The sequence below is a fragment of the Sphingobium sp. CECT 9361 genome, assembly GCF_918741285.1.
Lineage (GTDB): Bacteria > Pseudomonadota > Alphaproteobacteria > Sphingomonadales > Sphingomonadaceae > Sphingobium.
In genome coordinates this window covers 1-18,536 of the sequence record NZ_CAKKNC010000016.1, presented here as the reverse complement: position 1 = coordinate 18,536, position 18,536 = coordinate 1, and the positions used below count along the sequence as shown (strand labels likewise).

Annotated in this window: 20 protein-coding genes; 6 read left to right on the top strand and 14 right to left on the bottom strand. The window is 58.5% G+C overall.

The window, feature by feature from the left end:
- Positions 1-6 precede the first annotated feature (6 nt).
- Entirely contained in the window at positions 7-777 is a 771-nt protein-coding gene (locus tag LQ220_RS18365; RefSeq protein WP_230189591.1) for a response regulator transcription factor, read from the top strand.
- Positions 778-793: 16 nt separating this feature from the next.
- On the opposite strand, the gene LQ220_RS18360 is transcribed toward LQ220_RS18365, so the two are convergent.
- The 6 genes from LQ220_RS18360 to LQ220_RS18335 form a co-directional block, all read right to left on the bottom strand.
- Complete coding sequence (locus LQ220_RS18360) at positions 794-3,049, bottom strand: NahK/ErcS family hybrid sensor histidine kinase/response regulator (RefSeq protein ID WP_230189590.1); 2,256 nt, start codon at positions 3,047-3,049, stop codon at positions 794-796.
- Positions 3,046-4,200: an FIST N-terminal domain-containing protein gene (locus LQ220_RS18355; protein WP_309298531.1), complete on the bottom strand. Its 1,155-nt coding sequence runs from the start codon at positions 4,198-4,200 to the stop codon at positions 3,046-3,048. Before LQ220_RS18355 ends, LQ220_RS18360 begins: the two co-directional genes overlap by 4 nt.
- Positions 4,201-4,253: 53 nt before the next feature.
- Complete coding sequence (locus LQ220_RS18350; protein ID WP_230189589.1) at positions 4,254-4,652, bottom strand: DUF779 domain-containing protein; 399 nt, start codon at positions 4,650-4,652, stop codon at positions 4,254-4,256.
- A 101-nt stretch (positions 4,653-4,753) separates the two neighbouring features.
- Positions 4,754-6,274, bottom strand: coding sequence for an aldehyde dehydrogenase (gene adh / locus LQ220_RS18345; protein WP_230189588.1), 1,521 nt, complete (start codon positions 6,272-6,274; stop codon positions 4,754-4,756).
- 259 nt (positions 6,275-6,533) lie between these two features.
- Entirely contained in the window at positions 6,534-7,352 is an 819-nt protein-coding gene (locus LQ220_RS18340) for an SDR family oxidoreductase (RefSeq protein ID WP_230189587.1), read from the bottom strand.
- Positions 7,349-7,678 (bottom strand): nuclear transport factor 2 family protein, encoded by a 330-nt coding sequence (locus tag LQ220_RS18335; protein WP_230189586.1) that lies wholly within the window; start codon positions 7,676-7,678, stop codon positions 7,349-7,351. Before LQ220_RS18335 ends, LQ220_RS18340 begins: the two co-directional genes overlap by 4 nt.
- A gap of 129 nt (positions 7,679-7,807) precedes the next feature.
- On the opposite strand from LQ220_RS18335, the gene LQ220_RS18330 reads away from it, so the two are divergent.
- A complete protein-coding gene (locus LQ220_RS18330; protein WP_230189585.1) occupies positions 7,808-8,731 on the top strand; it encodes a LysR family transcriptional regulator in 924 nt (307 codons plus the stop codon).
- Between the two features lie 134 nt (positions 8,732-8,865).
- Here the strand turns inward: LQ220_RS18330 and LQ220_RS18325 are convergent, their stop codons facing one another.
- The 6 genes from LQ220_RS18325 to gstA form a co-directional block, all read right to left on the bottom strand.
- Positions 8,866-9,030, bottom strand: a complete 165-nt coding sequence (locus tag LQ220_RS18325) for a hypothetical protein (RefSeq protein WP_230189584.1) — start codon at positions 9,028-9,030, stop codon at positions 8,866-8,868.
- Between the two features lie 309 nt (positions 9,031-9,339).
- Positions 9,340-9,948: a response regulator gene (locus LQ220_RS18320; protein WP_230189583.1), complete on the bottom strand. Its 609-nt coding sequence runs from the start codon at positions 9,946-9,948 to the stop codon at positions 9,340-9,342.
- A 14-nt stretch (positions 9,949-9,962) separates the two neighbouring features.
- Complete coding sequence (locus LQ220_RS18315) at positions 9,963-11,123, bottom strand: EAL domain-containing response regulator (RefSeq protein ID WP_290369064.1); 1,161 nt, start codon at positions 11,121-11,123, stop codon at positions 9,963-9,965.
- Positions 11,116-13,461, bottom strand: a complete 2,346-nt coding sequence (locus tag LQ220_RS18310; protein WP_230189582.1) for an ATP-binding protein — start codon at positions 13,459-13,461, stop codon at positions 11,116-11,118. Before LQ220_RS18310 ends, LQ220_RS18315 begins: the two co-directional genes overlap by 8 nt.
- Positions 13,461-13,832, bottom strand: coding sequence for a response regulator (locus LQ220_RS18305; protein ID WP_230189581.1), 372 nt, complete (start codon positions 13,830-13,832; stop codon positions 13,461-13,463). The genes LQ220_RS18310 and LQ220_RS18305 overlap by 1 nt, the downstream gene beginning before the upstream one ends.
- Before the next feature lie 294 nt (positions 13,833-14,126).
- Positions 14,127-14,771, bottom strand: coding sequence for a glutathione transferase GstA (gstA, locus tag LQ220_RS18300; RefSeq protein ID WP_230189580.1), 645 nt, complete (start codon positions 14,769-14,771; stop codon positions 14,127-14,129).
- A gap of 239 nt (positions 14,772-15,010) precedes the next feature.
- On the opposite strand from gstA, the gene LQ220_RS18295 reads away from it, so the two are divergent.
- Positions 15,011-15,523 (top strand): hypothetical protein, encoded by a 513-nt coding sequence (locus tag LQ220_RS18295; protein WP_230189579.1) that lies wholly within the window; start codon positions 15,011-15,013, stop codon positions 15,521-15,523.
- A 154-nt stretch (positions 15,524-15,677) separates the two neighbouring features.
- Here the strand turns inward: LQ220_RS18295 and LQ220_RS25065 are convergent, their stop codons facing one another.
- Complete coding sequence (locus LQ220_RS25065) at positions 15,678-15,770, bottom strand: hypothetical protein (protein ID WP_354958166.1); 93 nt, start codon at positions 15,768-15,770, stop codon at positions 15,678-15,680.
- Between the two features lie 491 nt (positions 15,771-16,261).
- Here LQ220_RS25065 and LQ220_RS18290 point away from each other — a divergent pair, with 491 nt between their 5' ends.
- Genes LQ220_RS18290 through LQ220_RS18280 form a run of 3 tightly spaced genes read left to right on the top strand, consistent with a single transcriptional unit; the run spans position 16,262 to position 18,233 of the window.
- On the top strand, positions 16,262-17,500 hold the full coding sequence (locus LQ220_RS18290) for a site-specific integrase (RefSeq protein WP_230189578.1): 1,239 nt from the start codon (positions 16,262-16,264) through the stop codon (positions 17,498-17,500).
- A gap of 39 nt (positions 17,501-17,539) precedes the next feature.
- Entirely contained in the window at positions 17,540-17,899 is a 360-nt protein-coding gene (locus LQ220_RS18285; RefSeq protein WP_230189577.1) for a type II toxin-antitoxin system RelE/ParE family toxin, read from the top strand.
- Complete coding sequence (locus LQ220_RS18280; RefSeq protein WP_230189576.1) at positions 17,892-18,233, top strand: helix-turn-helix transcriptional regulator; 342 nt, start codon at positions 17,892-17,894, stop codon at positions 18,231-18,233. Before LQ220_RS18285 ends, LQ220_RS18280 begins: the two co-directional genes overlap by 8 nt.
- A 98-nt stretch (positions 18,234-18,331) precedes the next feature.
- Here LQ220_RS18280 and LQ220_RS18275 read toward each other — a convergent pair whose 3' ends face one another.
- Positions 18,332-18,484 carry a hypothetical protein gene (locus LQ220_RS18275; RefSeq protein WP_230189575.1) on the bottom strand — a complete coding sequence of 51 codons (153 nt, stop codon included), beginning with the start codon at positions 18,482-18,484 and terminating at the stop codon, positions 18,332-18,334.
- Positions 18,485-18,536: the final 52 nt, after the last annotated feature.

Sequence of the window (18,536 nt, the reverse complement as noted above, 5' to 3'; positions counted from 1 at the left end):
CGTAAGATGATCGTGATGGGGCGCAGCAGCGGCGGTGGTACAAGTTACAATGCCGCGCGACTTGCTGCGCCTCATGTCGTAATGCCCTATAAGGGACGAGGGGAAGCTATGGTATTGAACAGCGGGGGAGCAGAGATGGAGCGTGTGCTCATCATCGACGACCATCCGCTTGTACGAGATGGCCTGCGCAGCGTTATTGCGGTGACTTTCGATCAATGCGAGGTTTTCGAAGCGGCTGGGCTTGAGGAAGCCATCGCTACGCTGGAGAAGCAAAGCAACTTCGATCTGATCCTGCTGGACGTCCACATCCCGGACGTGAAGCGGCTGGACGGCTTGAAGTTGCTACGCGAACGTTTCCCCATATTGCCCGTCGTGATGATTTCAGGCGCTTTCGACCGCAGTATCGTACGGGAGGCATTGGCCGCCGGCGCGTCCGGCTTCATCCCCAAGTCGATGAAGCGTAGTGCCATCGTCGAAGCGCTGCATCGTGTCGTCGCGGGCGAAATCTACATGCCCGATGCAATAGAAGAAGACAGCCAGGGATCGCAGCAGGAAACCGACATATTGGGACGCATTGCCAGCCTGACGCCGCAACAGCGGATTGTGCTGACGCATCTGGTTCATGGGCGTCTCAACAAGCAGATTGCGCATGACCTTAGCGTTTCCATGACCACCGTGAAGGCGCATGTGTCCGCAATCCTCCAAAAACTGGGCGTCTACAGCCGCACGCAAGCCGTTATCATGGCAAATCGAGTGCATTTCGACGGCGAGAATTGAAACGCCGCCACGTGCACTAATGCAACATCGTCCGCAGGAGGGCCCGCAACTGTGCGGGCTTTACCGGCTTGTTGAGCAGAGGGGTGCCTCTTGCTGCCAGTTGTGCCTTGAGCACGTCGCCTCGATCCGCAGAGATCATGATCGCCGGGATGGCCGCACCGAAATGCTGGTGCAATTGCACGATCGCGTCGTCACCTGTGGCTCCATCCTTCAGATGGTAGTCGACGAGGATTACATGAGGCTGGGTGCCATCGGGGAACTGTGCGACGGCCTCTTCAAATCCATCCGCCACCGTTACGGAACATCCCCATCCCGTCAACAGACTGCGCATTCCCGACTGTATCTGGCGTTCATTATCTATCACCAATACGGACAGACTGCCCATAGGACGTTCTCGGGCAGGCAAAGCAGCATTCTGCTCATTGTCGATCACCTCGCTGCCAAGCGGTATGGTAATGGAAAAAGCCGCACCTTTGCCGGGTGCCGAAACAAGACCAATGGGGTGACGCAGCATTTCGCTGGCGCGTTTGACGATGGCGAGACCCAGCCCCTTGCCCTGGATCCGCGTGTCGAGCCGTCTGAACTCTTCGAATATCGCTGATTGTTGTTCTTCGGCGATACCCGGCCCGGTATCGCTGACTGTGACAACAACACTCGCTCCCTGTTGCGCACAGGTGACCCGCACGGAGCCTTTCTGCGTGTAACGTATCGCGTTTGAGACGAAATTCTGAAGTATGCGGCGTAGCAGTCGCATATCGCTAGCGACCCAAACGCTACTGGCGTCGACGACAAACTCCAGACCTGCTCCATGCGCCATCGGCGCAAATTCCAGCGCCAGCGTGTGCAGCAGGCGATCGATACGAAAATGCGTGATTTCCGGCTGAATCGCCCCAGCATCGAGGCGCGATATTTCCAGCAAGGCTTCCAGCAAATCCTCTACCGAATCCATTGCCGTCGACGTCTGGTTGACGAGCGCACGGGTAGGAAGCGCCAGCCGCCGATCTGCCAGTGCGGCGATAAAAAGACGTGCGGCATTCAGTGGTTGCAGCAGGTCATGGCTTGCCGCTGCCAGGAAGCTCGTCTTCGATAGATTGGCCTTTTCCGCCGCGGTCTTGGCTTCCAGCAATGCTGCTTCGACGTGCCGCCTTTCGCTGACTTCCGCTTCAAGCCGTCGGTTTACTTCAACAAGCTGCGCGGTGCGTTCGGACACACCCTGCTCCAGTATTTCGGCTGTTTCGCGCAAGTTTGCTTGTGCATGGAGCATGTCGGTGACGTCTGTGAAACTGAAAACCTGCCCGCCACGCCCCATGGTGGTGGCACGCAGTTCGAATGCGCGCGTGTCGGTGCGGCATTGATGCGCAATCCTACTCCCCGGCGGCTGGTCGCCGCGCCATTCAAGGCAACCGGCGTCATCCATGCCCATCTGGTCACGGCACCACCGCAACAGGTCGTCATGAGTCACTATGACGCGGGCAAAATCGTCGGACAAACCCAGCAAGCGCCCAAGCGAGTCATTCCACGCTGTGAGATGCCCGCTATCGTCGAAAACGCACACGCCTTCCGACAGGTTGTCGAGCGTGGATTGGAGAACAAGGTTACGTTCGCCCAGTTCGCGCGCCCGGTTGCGTGCATCTTCTGCCTTAACTTCGGTAATATCGGTGTAGATACCGACGATCCCGCCTTCGGACGTGCGTAATTCGTTTATCTGCACCCAGCGGCCGTCCGCCAGCGCCTGCACATGGCCACCATCGGCCACGCCGTGCCGTGCCAGCCTGTCGGACACCCAGCGGTCCGGTGCTACCAGCGACCCTTGCGGGCGTTCATGTGCAGCGGCCAGGCGCACCAGTTCGTCGAAGGCCAGACCTTCGCGAATGTGCGGCGTGAGTTCCGGCCAGAATCCGAGATAAGCATCGTTGAAAAGAACGAGCCGGTCTTCGGCATCGAACAGTACGAAGCCTTCATTGATGGAATCGATGGCATCGCGCAGGCGCATTCGCGCGGCATCGGCTTTGCCATGCGCTCCCGCCAGTTCGGCATTCGCTTGCGCCAGACGGGCGAGCGCATCTTCCAGTGCGCTGGTGCGGTCGCGCACAAGAGCTTCCAGCGAAATCGCCGTCTCGAACATGGAAAAGGCATTGGCCGACATATCCGTCGAGCGCTCGACCCGGTCCATCAACGCTGCGTTGATCCGGCGCAGCTTGCGCACCTCGTCGCGAAGAGCAATCGCCTCCGTTTCAAGATCGGCAGAATGAGGGGCAACGGCGTCAGTCATTTGCCGATGGCAAGGCCGCTGAAAGTCTGATTGACGTGAAGGGCGTGATACTGCTCACCATAGGTGTTGAACCCGACGACGCGGTTACGGACGTACAGTTTTGAAACATCGCGTGCGATTTGCCGCTGTTCGGCGTCGATGCGATTGAGCACGCAATCGAAAGCAATGATGCGGTCCACTTGACCGACGCGCTCGCCAATATCGGCGAACAGTTTTTCCATGCCTGCGATGCGGTTGACTGGCTCGCCTACGGTCAACACTAGCCCCACGTCGATCGCACAATAAAATGTCAGGCTGCCGTCCGGATTGGCGCACTGGATTGACCGCACGTGATATTCGCCGCCAGCCCGCACCATCGGGGGGTGTGCGGCGAAAAACTGCATGCCCAGTGCTTCGCCAGCATGTCCCGCCAAACGCAGATATTCTTCTGCCGCCGGCTCCGCATTGATTTCCGTCACGATGCGCTCGTGAGGGGTGGCACCGGTAATCACCATCTTGCGGTCACTCGGTGCGTAGTGCTGCGCCTTGAAGACATGCATCGGCTTTGGGGAGGACAGGATTGCGACGACAGCCGCGCGCGGTCGAAATTGCCCACCATGAAAAATTGCGGTTTGCCTGAACGCCAGATCGTCACCCGACGATCCGCCGATCAGCGGAATGTCGTTCAGCGCATCCTGAATGGTCATGGTCAGGATCTCTTCGCGATGGGACAAGCCATCGACCAGAAACAAAGCGACATGGTTGACTTGATCGCCCAGCGCCTTGCTATCGCGCTGCGCTATGGCAGCCAGATTGCGCACCGCTTCGCGGGCCTGATCCGGATCGAAATTGTCGAGATCGGTAAAACAATGCGACACCATTTGAAAACTGTCCGCGGGGAAACCGATCACGGTCAAGCTATCGTGATCGTACCCCGCTTCAGTCACTTCGCCAGAACTGGTGCAGCCTATTACCGTCAGGCCTTCCGTTCGACGATTGATCGCGCGTGAGAGCTTGTCGCGATCGTACCGCTGTGAGCAAAACACCAGCGCCCCGGCGAGCGGTGTAGCGCCAAGTTGCGTGATAACATCGTCCATCGCTTCAAACGGATCATCCGCATGACTAGCCGCAAAGGCGATACCAGACTCCAGCGTTGCGCTCACGGCGGTCATTGCCCTCTCCATTATAGTTATGGGCAAGCTATGCACTTGTTATACCGCGTTTGTCACGCACCGCGCATTGGTTCCCCCGCGCTTTCCAACAGCTCCGCTTCTTCGTCCGTGAACACGCGCGAGCGAATCATGAAACGCATCCCCTCTGGGCTTTCCAACGACATGCCTGCACCACGTCCTGGCACGACATCTATGGTCACCTGCGTATGCTGCCAATATTCGAATTGGGCTGCGCCGATCCACACCGGCACATCGCCTGCAATGTTGCCCATCAACACGTCCTGTGCGCCGACTTTGAACTCGCCCCGTGTAAAGCACATCGGTGCAGATCCGTCGCAACAGCCGCCTGATTGGTGGAACATCAGCGGGCCATGCTTGTCCGTCAGGGATGCGATCAGCGCATCGGCAGCCGATGTCGATAGTATCCGGGACGGCAAAATGGGCGTGGCCATCGGGAACGCTCCTTTAAAAGAACAAAGCGGCGGGCATCGTGAGATGCCCGCCAGGAAACATGCGACACATGAAAGGGGAAATCTGCATCGTCACATTTCGATCAGAAGAACCCCAACGCCTTGGGGCTGTAACTGACCAGCATATTCTTGGTCTGCTGGTAATGATCGAGCATCATCTTGTGGTTCTCGCGACCGATGCCCGATTGCTTGTACCCGCCAAAGGCAGCGTGGGCGGGATAGAGATGGTAGCAGTTGGTCCAGACACGTCCGGCCTGAATGGCCCGGCCGAAGCGATACGCCCGCGTGCCGTCGCGCGTCCACACGCCAGCACCCAGACCGTAAAGCGTGTCATTGGCGATGGAGAGTGCCTCTTCCTCGTCCTTGAACGTGGTGACCGACAGGACAGGGCCGAAGATTTCCTCCTGGAAAATCCGCATCTTGTTGTGGCCCTTGAGAACAGTGGGGGTCACATAATAGCCTTCGCCCAGTTCGCCCTCATGTATCGCACGTTCGCCGCCCGTCAGTACTTCTGCGCCTTCTTCCTTGCCGATGGCGATATAGGCGAGGATCTTTTCAAGCTGATCGTTTGATGCCTGCGCGCCGATCATGGTCGATGGGTCCAGCGGGCTGCCCATCTTGATGGCCTGCACGCGCTTGATCGCCCGCTCGATAAAGGCGTCGTAAATCGATTCCTGAATGAGCGCCCGGCTGGGGCAGGTGCACACTTCACCCTGATTGAGCGCGAACATCGAGAAGCCTTCAAGGCACTTGTCGAAAAACTCGTCGTCGGCATCCATCACGTCAGCGAAGAAGATATTCGGCGACTTGCCGCCCAATTCCAGCGTGACGGGGATCAGATTTTCCGACGCATATTGCATGATGAGGCGGCCGGTGGTGGTCTCACCGGTAAACGCGATCTTGCTGATCCGCTTGCTGCTGGCGAGCGGCTTGCCTGCTTCGACGCCGAAACCGTTTACGATGTTGAGAACGCCCTCGGGCAGCAGATCGCCGATGATTTCCATCAGCACCAATATCGACATCGGGGTCTGTTCGGCTGGCTTGAGCACGACGCAGTTGCCGGCGGCAAGCGCGGGAGCAAGCTTCCACACTGCCATCAGGATCGGGAAGTTCCAGGGGATGATTTGCCCCACGACGCCCAGCGGTTCGTGGAAGTGATAGGCGACCGTGTCATGATCGATTTCGCTGATCGACCCTTCCTGCGCGCGGACACAGCCGGCGAAGTACCGAAAATGGTCGATGGCGAGGGGAATATCCGCGGCAGTCGTTTCACGGATCGGCTTACCGTTGTCGATGGTCTCAGCCAGCGCGATCACGTCCAGATTGGCTTCCATCCGGTCGGCGATCTTGTTCAGAATGTTGGCGCGTTCGGTCGATGACTTGCGGCCCCATGCGTCCTTGGCGGCATGTGCCGCGTCCAGTGCCAGCTCGATATCTTCGGCAGTTCCACGCGCAATCTTGCAAACCACTTGGCCCGTCACCGGCGATACATTGTCGAAATAGGCACCCTTGGTGGGTGCCACCCACTTGCCGCCGATATAGTTGTCATAACTATCGCGGATCATTGTTTTGCCTGAAAATTTGTCCAGCGCCTGTTGCAGCATGGTCGTTCTCCTAAGGTCCGTATTGCATCGGGATTACACCGGCACAGCATGACAAAGTGAGAGATTCTGGCAATTGGACCTTAGGTCAGTCATCCGGTCTGGAGGCCAGACGAGCTGCGTTCCTCACCCGATCTGGCGGATCCAAACCTATTCCACAGTAGCGCACTGGGGATTCTGAACCAAGGTATCGGCAGGAACGATCAGCGTTATGCGGAGCGATAGCCCACCCGCAAACGGCGCCGATATTGCCCCGCCAATCTCACACGGTCGGCACTGTGCCGCCGTCAATCACATATTCGGCGCCGGTGATCGTGCCTGCACGGTCGGACGCCAGAAAGGCAATGAGGTTCGCTACTTCTTCCGGCTTCGATGGACGTCCAATCGGAATGCCGCCGAGTGAGTCCATGATCATCGTCTTACCGACTTCGATGTCGCCGCCATGCTCGGACGCTAGTCGTGTCGCAAGGTCGATGGAAGCTTCGGTTTCGATCCAGCCGGGGGAAACCCGCACGACTCGAACGCCTTGAGGTGACACCTGCTTCGACAGGCTCTTGCTGTAAGTCGATAAGGCCGCTTTCGCCGCGGCATAGGCTGTCGTCGCCTCCGGTAAGGGGAGTTTGCTCTGAATGGAGGTCACATGGATCACGACGCCGCTACCGCACGACACCATGTCGGGCACGAGTTCGCGGTCGAGGCGGACGGCCGGCATGAGGTTTAGGGCGAACTCCCTGCTCCAAATCTCGTCGCTGAGGGCTTCGAACCCGCCCGCAGGCGCAGAGGATCCGCCGAGCATATGGACGATGATATCCAGGCCGCCCATGCGCTCCCGCACGGCTGCCGCCAAGGCCGCACAGCCGTCGGGGCTGGTCAGGTCTGCGGCGACGAACAGCGAATCCGGAAGGCCGTCTGGTCGGGTCCGGGCGGTGGTCAGCACCTGTGCACCCAGCATCTGGAAAAGGCTGACAGTAGCGGCTCCAGCACCGCGCGTACCGGAGGTGATCAACGCCCGCTTCCCGCTCAGATCGAGGAAGGGATGCAAATTCGGGCTAAGCCCGGCGCCCTGAATGGCTTTGCTCACAGGACGATCTCTAACGCGGCGATCTTCTCATCGTCGAGGGTGAACAGGTAGCGCAGGTCTACCGGGCTCCCCGGAAAATCACCGACAAGATGGCTCGTGACGACTGTTCGATCATCTTCGATAGAGATAGAAAAGGGCTCCACCGTATACTTGTACTTGCGTGAGGAATCCGCCTTCCACTGCCGAATTGCATCGCGCCCTACATAGCTGTGCCCCTCGTCCTTGACGGTGGCGGTCTCCGTGAAACAGCGGGACACAGCATCCCCATCTTGCTCAGTGTCGGCGGCGAAATATCTCGCGATTACATCGGGTAGCGCGATAGCCATCGTTCATCTCCTGCATGCTGGCGGGATGCACCGTTTCGGTGTCCCTGTCTCCACTATGCCAACATAGTGCTGGACCCTTGTGCCGATAATCGTGATAAAGCGGGATGCAACGTGGTGGAAATCGGGATAATGTCTCACGATGGATTGATTGAGCTCGACGCGGTACTTGCCATTGCGCGCCGTGGATCTTTCAGGGCAGCGGCGCTGGAGCTGGGGCTGTCGACAACGGCGCTGAGCAATGCCATTGGTAAGCTGGAGCGCCAACTGGGCGTTCGCATGTTCAATCGCACGACCCGTAGCGTTTCGCTCACGGATGCCGGACGGAACTTCGTCGCTCAGATCGGCCCTGCACTCAAAGACATTCACGATGCGATGAACGCGGCCCGATCGCAGCGGGAAACGCCATCGGGAACGCTGCGGATCAACACCTTCGCCACCGCTGCGCGTGAGGTTCTTGCACCGCTTCTTCTTCAATTCCTGCATCGTTACCCTCGGGTGCATATCGACCTGGTGACTGAGGGCCGACTTGTCGACATAGTGGCCGATGGCTTCGATCTGGGCCTGAGGAGCGCTGACCTCGTTCCCAGTGACATGATCGCGATCCCTGTTGGGCCATCCCGGAGCTTTGCCGTCGTTGCCTCACCTGCCTATTTTGAGAACAACGAAAAGCCCCGTGTTCCTCCCGACCTGCTCCATCATGCATGCCTTCGCATTCGCCTCCCGAATGGCGCATTGCATCGCTGGCAGTTCGAGAAGGACGGACAACCTGTCCAGATAGATGTCCAAGGCCCGATCACTCTGGACGAAGCCAGCCTCTCACGGATTGCTGTCCTGGACCATCTGGGCATCGGCTATTTCATGGAGTCCGATGTGCGCGAAGACATAGCGGCGGGGCGTCTCGTTCGTGTTCTTGAAGATTGGACACCGCCGCTCGCGCCTCTGTGCCTCTATTATCCCAACCGCCGCAACCCTTCAGCGGCATTCAGCGCCTTGATCAGCCTCGCACGCACGTTCGCCAATACGCTACCGCAACATCGTCTCGTAGCATCTTGAAGAACTGCCGTTGCCGCCCAAGCTCGGATTGCACGAGTTGACGGGGGATCGGAAGGCAAGCTGGTCGATGACGGTTGCGAGAAATATCTGGAAAAAGCCGGTCGCCGCGCCGCACCGCATCGTCGATCAGACCATCAGGCCATCAGACACGCCGACAGGATAATCCGCCGGTCACGAGGTTCGGCAAGACGTGCGAGCGGGATGCTGGCAGCCGCGTAGAGCAGCGCGAAGGCTGGCCCGCTCATCAGACCCAGATGCCAGTCGGTCAGATGGAGATCATATTTGATCTGTTCCTGCAAAAATGCCCAGCGCCGTCAGGCCGCCGAAGCTGACGGTGTGCTGAGCAGCAGCAGGATCAGAACGGTCCATGACATCGGGACGGAACCGTCCTGTTTCCCTGCCATGCTGTCGGGAGCAGCCTCGTCATGCATGGGCATGGCTCTCGACGCGGATGGTTCGGATGTCAAAGGGTCAACAAGCCGCCCGGATTGAACGCGACGCGCACGATGATCTCTCCGCCGTCGGCGTGGCTGTTCTACCCAAGCTGTGTCGGCCCCGGCAACCCGCCAGCGTCGCTGGCGATGGGAGGCGCTCGGTCATGAACCGGCTCAGGTAGCGATAAGTCCTGCCAAGAAGGCGATGCGCAGCGCTTCGGAGAGGCTTCGCACCTCCAGCTTATCCATCATGTTGGCGCGATGGACTTCAACGGTGCGCGGGCTGATGTCGAGTTCGTAGCCGATTACCTTGTTGGATTTTCCTTCGATCAGTGCGTCCAACACATTGCGTTCTCGCGCAGTAAGGCACGCAAGCCGTCGCTGCGCCTGACCGGTGCGGGCAATCGTCTGCTCGGTCTGTTCCAGGGTCTCAAAGGCGAGGTCGATCGTCTGCAGCAGCGCTTGGGGCTCGCAGGGCTTCTCGAGAAAATCGATTGCGCCCGCCTTCATCGCCTGCACGGCAACACGCATGTCTCCCTGGCCAGTCACGACGATGGCCAGAAGGTCTGGCCGGTCGCGAAGGGCCGCAAGAACATCTGTGCCGCTTGCGCCTGGCATGTTCATATCAAGCAAGACCAATGCGGGCGACAGGCTGTCCAGTTCCCGAAGGAATTCGTCACCCGATGAGAACGAGCGAAGCACCGTATTTGTGTATACGCACAACAACGAGCGCAGCTCGGAGCGGACCGTGTCGTCATCGTCGACTATGTAAATGCTGCGCATAGATATTACTCCACTCAGGAGGTAGAAAATAATCTGAGTAGGCCTTCGGTGTCGAGGCTCGGCGTTCCCCATAGGTAGCCCTGCCCGTTCCGTGCGCCCATAGAGACCGCATGTTCCAAGTGGTTGACGGTCTCGATACCTTCGATCGTAGACGTGATGTTTCGGTCGTCACAATAACGCACCACCTCCTTGAGCAAAGCGGGAGGCTCGCGACCGTCGACACATTTCCAGAAAATCTCCCTGTCGATCTTCAACTCGGTGAGAGGCAGGTCGAAAAGGCGTTCCAGACTCGTTGCGCCGCGACCGAAATCGTCGATCGAGATGCCGCAGTCCCGCATCGCAAGTCGACTGACCGCGGTTGCCAGGGCGTCGAACGAATAGACGGTCTCGTGTTCGGTGATTTCGATCAAAAGGGAGGAGGCCGGCATGCTCCAGCGGTCGAGGCCAGAGAAGACAAGGTCCTGAAAATCGGGCGCGCAAAGCAGGGCAGGGGTACAGTTGACCGCGATGGGGAGGTTTGCGCCAGCACTTCGCAAGGTTGAACCGAAGCGCAGCGCGTCGTCGAGCACTGTGCGTGTCACTGCAAGTTGATCGTGCAAGGCCACTGCAGGAGCGAAAACCGCTTCGGGGTTAACCGAGCAGCCATCCACCGAAATCCTCAGCAACGCCTCATAGCCGACGATGTCGCCGTTCAAAAGCCGATGCTTGGATTGAAACGCCGTCTGCACATGGCTCGTGAGGGTCTGTGTGTCGACAAGATGGCCGATCAGCGCCGCATGATCGTCTGCCGTCTTGCCTGGCGCGGTCAGACGGCTTTCGACAAGCGCCAGCAAGGAGGCGATCGAATAGGGTTTCTCTAGTGCTCCCAAAACATGCAGACCAGCTTCCTGTGCGCTGCGGACTGCGGCTCTGATGATTCTTTGCTCGTGGCCGCTGGCCACGATGAGATGCGGCTGACGTCCCGCACCGGCGAGGTTCTGAATGACCTGGAAGCCGTCTACCCGCGGCATGCTCAAATCCAGGATCAGAATGTCAGGCGCCGGTTCATGGGGCGCCATCATGGAATCAGGAGAATGTGCCCAGGAGCAGTCGTACCCTGACGCCATAAGCGCGTCCGCAATTTCAGAGCAGCTCTCTTCATCGTCATCGATGATGCGGATCCGGGGCTTAGGCATTTATCGCATGCTCCGTAGGCCCGAATGGAAGCCTGTCGCGCGAAAGAGCGACGAAGCTCGGAAAGTCGATGGTCAGGATTGCGCCCCGCTCTGGCGTCTGGCGCGACCCAATGCTGATCTTTCCGCCGATTTCCATGACGATCTGCCGCGAAATATAAAGGCCAAGGCCTGTCCCGCGATCGGTTTCCTTGGTGGTCATGAAGGCATCGAATGCCCGGTCCGGCTGGATCAACGCTAGCCCTGCGCCATTGTCCACAATGCTGATGCGAAGTCCGCTTTCTGTGGCAGTTACCTCCAGTTCGATGGCGCCGGTGAGGCCGGGGTCGTCGCCTTCGCGGCGACTTGCGATAGAATCGACCGAGTTCTGGATGGCGTTGACGAGCACCTGCTCAAGGCCGACGCGCGGCGCAAGGAGCAAAACCGGCGGCCCGTCCGGCAACGTTATTTTCATGCCGACATCGTGCTGGACGAGCAATGGCCGCATGAATGACAGCGTCGTTCTGACCACGTCGCCCAGATCGACAGGTTCGGGACTGTCATTCTCGATCCGGGCGTAGCGCGAGATTCGGGCAATGATATCGCGCGCGCGGTTTACCTGTTCGCTGATCCGATCGAACTTGCCGCGCGCGCGGGGCACGTTTTCGGGGCCTCCCTGGTCGAGCAACAACCGGCCGTTTTCGGCTGCAAGCGAGATGGTGAACAGCGGTTGCTTGAGTTCATGACTCAAGGCTGAGGCCATGCCTCCGAGCTCAACGAGGCGTGCCTGCTGAAGCATGCGATTCTGAACCAGCTTGGACTGGCGAAGGCGCACCATCCATCCCGAACGCCAATGGCCGGGGGCCATCAGGTCGTGACCGACGAACAGATACCAGTCGCTTGAATTTTCGTCTGCCAGCCGAAACTCGATGAACGCCTCGACATCATTGCGAATGTCGACAAATGCCAGGCGATCATTGGGATGGACTGCTTGGGACCGTTCCTGCGCAACCCGCGTGATGCTGATCTCCTGAAAATTAAGAACGCCTGTGGCGGAGTCGAAGTGGATATCCGCTGCGAGGCGCAAATCCATTTCCTTCTTGAGCTCGATGAATGCCTCGGCAATTCGCCGACGCTCCTGAGCCAACTCGGCAAGGCTGTTGTTCGCGGCGACGATGGCTTCGATCGGGCGGTCGAACTCGTTGAACGTGAGCTTGTGCGGGGCCGAGAGGCCAGGCTGGCCCAAGCCTTCCGCGACTTCTTTCCAAGCCTGCAACGAACGCCGCAGTGCGCGCGTGATCAACATCTGCAACAAGATCGCCACGACCAGAAGGATGCCCAGACCGAGCATCTCGAGGAGCACCTTGCGATAGGCGCTCTCGGCAGCTGGACGGGTTGAGTAGAGGTAGAAATATTTGCGGCCGGAAAGCGCGTGATGGCCCAGTTGGCACGCGGAAACCCAATAGGCGAACGTGTTGCGATCGTTCGGCCCCGTGACGTCCAGTCCGTCGTCGATCCGTGTGCAGCCGAAAATCTGCAGTGCTTCTGGGGTGCGTACGCTGCGTTCGTTGTCCGCAATTAGAAGTTTCTGAGGTACCGTCCCCGTATTTCGCAAATTCTCTACGCCGAGGAAGGCTTTTCCGGTGATGAGCCCGTGATCGATCCGGACTTCAGCCTGAAGCGCAGTTTCTTGCATGAACGATCTGAAGTCCTCAGGAAAACGCCGGACGCTGCTGACAAACATCACAAGCGCGGACGCCAGCACGACGAGCGTAATGGAGGCAGGCAGGAGTTCGGCAAGGCTGACCGTTTTGCGTAGCACGATGCGACCAGCCGGAAGGTCTACAATCAAAAGTGACAGAGCCAGGTCGACCATCGCCGCCATAAGCACGTCATTGAGAAGCTTGCGGATCATCGTCAGCGCGAAAATGGTCGGCGATGCATCGTAGTGAAAGTGCAGGAACAGGAACGACGCCGCCGCCCCGATGGTCAGCGAGAAGACAGCGGTAGCGATGGCGAGCGACGGACCGGCGAAGCGGGTCTTGTCGATGAAAAGCACGTGTCCGAGCGCCAGCGCAATGGTGAAGATATGGCCCCACCAGAACCAGGATGACGCCATCGTCAGCAGCACCATGGGAATGGCCAGCCGCAGACCGCCCAGCCTGTAGGCTATAAGGTAGAAAATCGGGCCGAGATACATCTCGAACCCGGGGGCGAGAATGATGCGGAAGGAACTTGCGCCGATGGCCACGGCCAACAGGACGATCGTCAGTGCCCATCCCTGGGCCGTCATACGCTTCAGGGACGCGCCGCTCAGCCGAAAATCGCTGCCGTCTCGTAACGGGTTAAGAATGCCATGCATCAGCCTGGCCCGTCTTGTACGAGCAGGGATAAGAGCAGATCGATGTTCACCGGCTTGAAAAGGATATGCAGATCCTGCTTCGCGATTTCGTGCTCCATCTGCTCTGTCAGATCGATGTGGCCTGTCATCAGGATGATGGTGTTCACCTTCGCATTCAGGTCCGGGTCGGATCGAATAGTGCGGATCAGATCAAGACCACTGCCTTCGCGCAAGCGGAGGTCCGTCAACAGAGCTAAAGGGCCAGTCGCCTGCCTGACGGTCTCGAGAGCGGGAGCCAAGCTCGCGGCGCCGATAACCGCGAATCGCCGCAGTTCCAGCATTTCGACCAACTCCTCCCGGACGTCGGCCTCGTCCTCGACGACCAAGATCATTGTCTGGTGCTTTCAATGGCTAACCGACGGACTGATAAGAGGGTAAAGTTGCCAAAGTGTCAATTTTTCACGAATTCACTGTATGGTCGGGCTGTCGAGACCAGTACAGTCCGCCTCATTTGATTTGCCGTGCCTCCGCCGGGTTAGTTGAGACAAACCCGTCCTACGGGACAGAACCCGGACGCGTCTGTTTTCGGAGGACCCTATTGTTCGGGACGGTGCATGGATGAGCAGGGACCGTATTATCCATCGGCCGGAAGTGGTTGAAGCCAACGCCCGATGATGATCAGTGTCTCACCCGCCGGGAGCGGTGGCAGCAAGTCTGGCCTGCCCTTGTTCGTAGGCGGCGCGCTCGGCGTCCTGCACGCTCGGGCGGCTTCCGATCTGTTTCAGGTAGCGCGTGAGGTTCGGCCATGCTTCCGTCGAGATGTCATGCGCTGCGGTCCACATGGCAATGGTGTAACAGTGGGCGTCGGCAATGGTGAAGTCCTCCCCGACCAGAACCGTGCGGTCCGCCAGTTGACCGTCGAGCCAGGTCAAATGCCTTCCCAGATATTGACGGGCGATCTCCCGATATTCAGGGGGTGTGTTGGCTTTGAACAACGGCATGAAGCCGCCCTTGTGCAAATCGGCTCCGACGAAGCTCATCCATTCCAGCACGCGAAGGCGTTTGATCGAACCATGGGGCGGCAGCAGCCGCCGTTCCGGACTAAGATCCGCGAGATATTGCATGATAACCGTGCCTTCGCTGATCCGATCGCCATTCGGAAGTTCGAGCGTTGGAACAGTACCCTTGGAGTTCACCAGATGATAATCGCTGCCGTCCTGAAGGCGCTTCGAAGCCATATCGACCCACTCCAGGTCTAGGTCGATGCCTAACTCCCGCGCTACAATGTCGACCGCCAACGAACAACCGCGCACCTCATGATAGAGTTTCATTCCTTGCCTTCCCTCATATGATGTCCCCCTGCCACTAATGCGCGCTGGTGCGATAACGCTCCATTTCGGGTGGGAATAGGTGTTCGCTGAAAACAATCGGCCAACAGAGCTTGGCAAAAATTTCAGAATGTAACCCTATCAGCTCAAATCATTTCCAGCGTGTAATTTAATGTGTAAATGAAGACGGTGCAGCGAAGGAGTGTCCCGTGCGATCAATGACGCTAATGCTTTTAGCAGGAATGACCTTGATCAGCGGATGTCAGAAGGACAACGCGAACTCCGATCCCCAGCCGGTTGTGCTTCAAAGCATGATGAAGAACGTGGTGGCCCCGCAAGCACAAATCCTCTGGGATGTCAGCAACCGGGCGTTAAACGACGCAGGGGAGCCGCAGGCGTCGAAGCTGACCGCCGACGATTGGGCCAAGCTGTCCGCCGCTGGCCAGAAGGTGAAGGCACAGGCAGATGCCATAGTGTCCGCCAGCAAAATTACCGTTTCCAAGCCCGGCCAAAAAATCCAGGATGAAGGCATTACTGGAGGATCCACAGCGGCCCAGGTTCAGGGCTTCATCGATGCCGATCGAACCAGCTTTGCGGATATGGCGAAGGCTCTTTCGGTCAGTGCGGATCAGTTTATCACGGCAGCCCATGACAAGGACGTGGTAAAAATGAACCAGGCCTCGGGCGACCTCGATCAGGTCTGCGAATCTTGCCATGTGCGATACTGGTATCCCCAGCAGGCAAAGCCGAAATAATCAGCCCTCGTTTGCGTTCCGACGACTGAATTTCGACGCTGCGCAGGATACTCCCCGCGGGAGGCACGCGAGCGGGGCGCAGGCTTCAGTGTTACAGACTGCGCGCGCCGCCGGTTACGCGAATGTTGCGTGGTCCAAGCTTGCACGCGAAGCGTCAGGTAAAGTTATGGAAAGTCCACTTCGTGGCGGAGTAGATTGTGCCACCGTCAGACGGATGCGTGCTGAAGATCGAACCGATATTGACGATGCTTCCTCCGGCTTAGCCGAAATGCTTTACCGTTTCGCGTATGTGTGTCGCGCGCAGATCGTATCGAGATCCGGCAGAGTCATCGGAAAGGATGGTGCGGACCATTGCCCGAAATCGAAATCGCGCGCTTTGGAATGCACACAACATGCGAGCAAGCGGCGTAGTTGACGTAGCTGTCCACCGACAGACGCCCCAGCCCGGAAGGTATGTAAAAGTGCGTCACTGGGAGGGGTGGAAATTTCAGATTAAGTCATTGAAATCTTGGTCGGGACGAGAGGATTCGAACCTCCGACCCCCACACCCCCAGCCCTAAATTTGAGGGTTTTGAACGCTCCCATATGCACCAGAAAAACTTGCTAATTATAGCGCGTTATGCCACTATTTAACCGTTATGGTTGTTGCGTTTGGACGCTGTTTGTTCCGCCTTGTTGCAGCAAGTTGCACCACCAGCGCACCACCAGAATGAGTCGATTTGGCTGGCGAGGCGCGCGATGCGAACTGTTCTGACACAAGCGATGATCGAAAAGATGGTCATGCCGGTTAAGCCGGAGGATCACCGCGATGCGCGCCTGAAGGGCTTGGTGCTGCGCGTCATGCCACGTGGCGTGAAATCCTTCTATTGCGAGTTCGCCAGAGGTAAGCGTGTGTGGCTGGGCAGGGCGGATGCCGTTGGCTTGGCCGAAGCGCGCGATAGCGCCCGCGTCATCCTGTCCGAAGTCTATCGCGGCATTGATCCTATTGAGGCGCGCAAGCCCAAGCAGGGTGTGCCGACCTTTCGTGCTTTCCTTGATGGCGATTATGCCGTGTGGGCCAAAGCCAATCAGAAAGCCCATGTGCAAAATCTCAAGCGTCTGGCGACGGCCTTCAAGGCATTGCTCGACAAGCCGCTCGACAAGATCAGCGGGCTGGATGTCGAACGCTGGCGCGCGGGCGAAATCGAGCGCGGCTTGAGCCTTCAAACGATTAACCGGGATATTTCGTCGATCAAGGCGGCATTCAACCGGGCGGTGGATTGGGAACTGTTGGGAACCAATCCGCTGGCCAAGGTCAAGAAGTCGCGCACGGACGATTGTCTCAAGGTGCGGTTTTTGAGCGATGTCGAGGAGAGCCGCCTGCGTGCTGTGATCGATGCCCGCGAAGAACGCCGCCGCGCCGAACGCGATTCCGCCAATCATTGGCGGCGAGAAAGGGGCTATGTGCAACTGCCCAGCCTGCGCACCGTCATGTTCACCGATCATGTGAAGCCGCTGATCTTGCTGTCGATCAACACCGGCTGCCGTCGCGGGGAATTGTTCGATCTCACATGGCCGAATGTCGATCTCGATCGGCGTATCCTGACCGTGACCGGGGCGACCGCCAAATCGCGGCGGACACGCCATATCCCGCTCAACCGTGAAGCCACGCGCGTGCTGCAAGGCTGGCGGGCGCAAGTGGAAGAAGAGCATGGGCTGGTCTTCGTCAATGAGGCGGGCCAGCGCTTCGATCGCGTCAATTTTTCATGGCGGCATTTGCTCAAGGACGCGAATATCACCGCGTTCCGCTGGCACGACATGCGGCACCATTTCGCGTCGCGCCTGGTTATGGGCGGCGTTGATCTGAACACCGTGCGCGAACTGCTGGGGCATTCCGATTATGCAATGACGCTGCGCTATGCCCATCTTGCGCCGGAGCATAAGCTCAAAGCGGTTGAAGTGCTGGATCGCCGAACGTCGCTGGCGGCGGTGGCCTGAACAGTCTCACATTGACTTTGTTGGCAGATTTGACTACCTATGGCGAAATCACGCAACACGCTCCGCACGGTTTCTTGGATCAAGGCGGCGCGAAGAGCTTTTGAGACGTTTCCTTCGCGTGCCGTGGATCGGGCATTCGATGCCCTGACCGTGGTCGCCGACGGCGGAACGCCGGATATTGCCAAGCCGCTTGCCGGGTTGGGTGCCGGTGTGTGGGAACTGGCGATCAAAGAGCGCGGCGACGCCTATCGGGTCGTCTATGCGCTGCAACTGGGCGATGATATCTGGGTGGTTCATGCCTTCCAGAAGAAATCGACCAAGGGAATTGCAACGCCGCGCCACGAAATCGACCTCGTGCGCGAGCGGATCAAGCGGTTGAAGGAAATGCTCGATGGCTGACCAAGATGACGATTTCGAACTGGTTCGCGGTTCCGGCAATGTCTTTGCCGATTTCGATCAGCCCGATGCCAGCATTCGCCAGTTTCGAGCAATACTGGCCGCTGAAATCGTCAAAACGCTCGATGCCGAGCGGCTGACGGTTCGGGATGCCGAAGCGCGCACCGGCATATCGGCCGCCGATTTTTCGCGTATCCGTCAGGTCAGACTGGAGCGATTCACCATCGACCGGCTGTTACGGATTCTCGACCGGCTCAATCGGGACGTTCGGGTGAAGATTTCCGTCACGCCGCGTGCGGGAGGAAAGCGGACTTCGATATCAACGCTTGCTGCCTGAAACCAATTAGCCTCGATCGAAGGGAGCGGCGCGCGCATAGGGTCGGTGGGTGGGACAAGAAGGGGCCGCCACTCCTTGGTGCGGCCTCATCAAAATAACTACGCCGCTTTCTCGATCGCTTCTGGGGCCGCCAGTTGGTGCAGATAGGCAATGGCGCGGGTGTCCTTTTGCAGCACCTTGATTAATCGCGAGGTGTCGATAATGTGAAGGAAGGCGGCCAGATTGGCTGAGTTCTGGGGTTTCCTGCCCACGTTCCTTCACATTATTTCAAAGCGTGTCGAGCCAGGCGAGTACGCTTGCATC